This window comes from Corynebacterium sp. NML120713 (genome assembly GCF_001875735.1).
Lineage (GTDB): Bacteria > Actinomycetota > Actinomycetes > Mycobacteriales > Mycobacteriaceae > Corynebacterium > Corynebacterium pseudogenitalium.
Genome location: NZ_MLCR01000002.1, coordinates 1 through 2,051 on the forward strand (window position 1 = coordinate 1; position 2,051 = coordinate 2,051).

The window sequence follows — 2,051 nt, forward strand, 5'->3', positions numbered from 1 at the left end:
TCGACAGGTGTCGGTGGGTTTGTTGAACATGTTGGGTTTGCTGCGATGGTTTCTGAGTGTTTTTTAAGCTATGTGTGCAGGTTGTGGGGCTAGATGTGTTGAACAATCCGGGTTTTGTGGGCGTGTTTTTGCCTGTTTTGTTGTCGTGTTTTGGGTTGATTAGCCATGTATAGTTCGGGTGCATAAACTTGGGGTCAGAACAACGAAGGGTTTCATGTTCCACCGGTTGGGTGGTGCGTGATGGAAGGTATAAGGATTGTGACAACGATGATGAACAGCATTGCACGGAAGGTATGCGTAGCAGCGTGTGTGTTGGCCGTTGCGGCTAATGGTGCACAGGTTGCTCACGCGGAGATGGCTGTTGCTGACTCGTCGGTCACAGTGACCGCTGACGGGCCGGGTGCGGTCTTTCACAACTCGGTAACACAGCCGGGTCGTATTTCGACGTTGAAGTTTACGGATGCCCGCTCCATTGCTGGCAGCCAGGAGTCCTCACTGTATGTGGACCTGCGTGCCGATGGCGCATTAGTGGATTTAGAATCTGGCCTTAACGTGGATACGCACCGTGATGGTAACACCCAGGTGGTCATCTACCGCGGTGAAGACCAGGCGGCTGGTGTGTCGGTCGAGCGTGAATACCGCTTTGATGGCAACCGCGTCGATGTCATTGTGCGGGTGACCAACAACAAGGATGCTTCAGCGTTTGTGCAGGCGGATCTGACGAACCAGATTAACTCCCAGGTCGGGCTTTCCGGCTCCTATGATGATGGGAAGTTTGTTGTTGCCCCGGCCCAGCTTGGCTATGAGACTGCGGTGTCGTTCGATAATGCAACCTCGTCTGGTGTAGCCGATGCGTTCCAGCGCACCACGGCTGCCGGTGAGGTTGGGTTTGTGGATCCAGCAGGGGCAAGCTTCCAGCGTGGTCGTTGGTTTGAGCGCATTGATGCAGGCAACACGTTGACTGCTGCCATGCACATGGAGGTTGCAACCCAGGACAGTGCTGTTGATTCTGATGGTGACGGTCTGCCGGATATGTGGGAACGCGAAGGGGTGACCCTAAGCGACGGTACGATCATGCCACTTGAACAGTGGGGTGCTGATCCTGAGCGACCGGATTTGTTCCTGCAGCTTAATTGGATGAACTCGCAGTGGCAGCAGGCTGGCTGCGACACACCTGGTGCGGATGCTGCCATGTGTGCGCAGATGTCGGTGGCAAGCTACCGCCCACACCGCGATATTTTGCAGCAGCTGGTGGACCGCTTCGACCAGTACGGGGTCAACCTGCACATCGATGCCGGTGATACGTATACCAACATTGCAAACTATCCGACGCGTCATGGTGGGCAGACTGAAGCCTATGCCCCGTACTACTTTGAGGGCACCATCCCGGGTATGAAGCTGGTCGAGAATATCGATACCATTTTGGGTGCTCGTGCGGCAGTCTTCCGGGTTGGTGTCATTGGTGATCAGATGCAGCGTGGCCACTGGGGTACCGGGTTGGCCCTGGTTGCGGATAACTCGTTTTATGTTGCCAAGCATGAACGCATGCGCACTGATGATCAGTTGCGCAACACGATCATGCACGAGCTGGGCCACACGCTGGGGCTCAACCACAATGGTTCGATGAAGTTCGCCAACGAGGTCCCGCAGTCGGATTACCTGCCGAACTACTACTCGGTGATGAACTACCTCTACCAGTTCACGCACTTTAACTACTCGGATGAAGAATCTGTCTCTGGTGGGCCACTGCCAGAGGTGTGCAACCAGCCGGGTATGGACTGCTACAAAGGTGACTACCGTGTGCCAGCTGACTGGGACAACTTGATGATCAACACCGGCAAGATTGGTAAGGATTACAACTCCACCATCGGTGCTGCAGGTAGCAAGGTTGATGCCAAGGCATTGGCTGCCCAGCAGGAAGCGATGCAGCAAGCTGAGGCCGCGCAGGGCAGCGCGAAGGTTGCTGTTGTAGGTGACCCTGAGCTTCACCGTGGTGAGAATACGGTGAGCTTGAAGGTTCAAAATCCTGGGTTGGATGCGGCCCGGATGCG

Annotated in this window: 1 pseudogene; it reads left to right on the plus strand. The window is 55.3% G+C overall.

The annotated features are described in order from the left end of the window. Window positions 1–267: 267 nt before the first annotated feature. Window positions 268–2,051: pseudogene (locus tag BJP06_RS00010) on the plus strand (hypothetical protein); the annotation flags it as partial.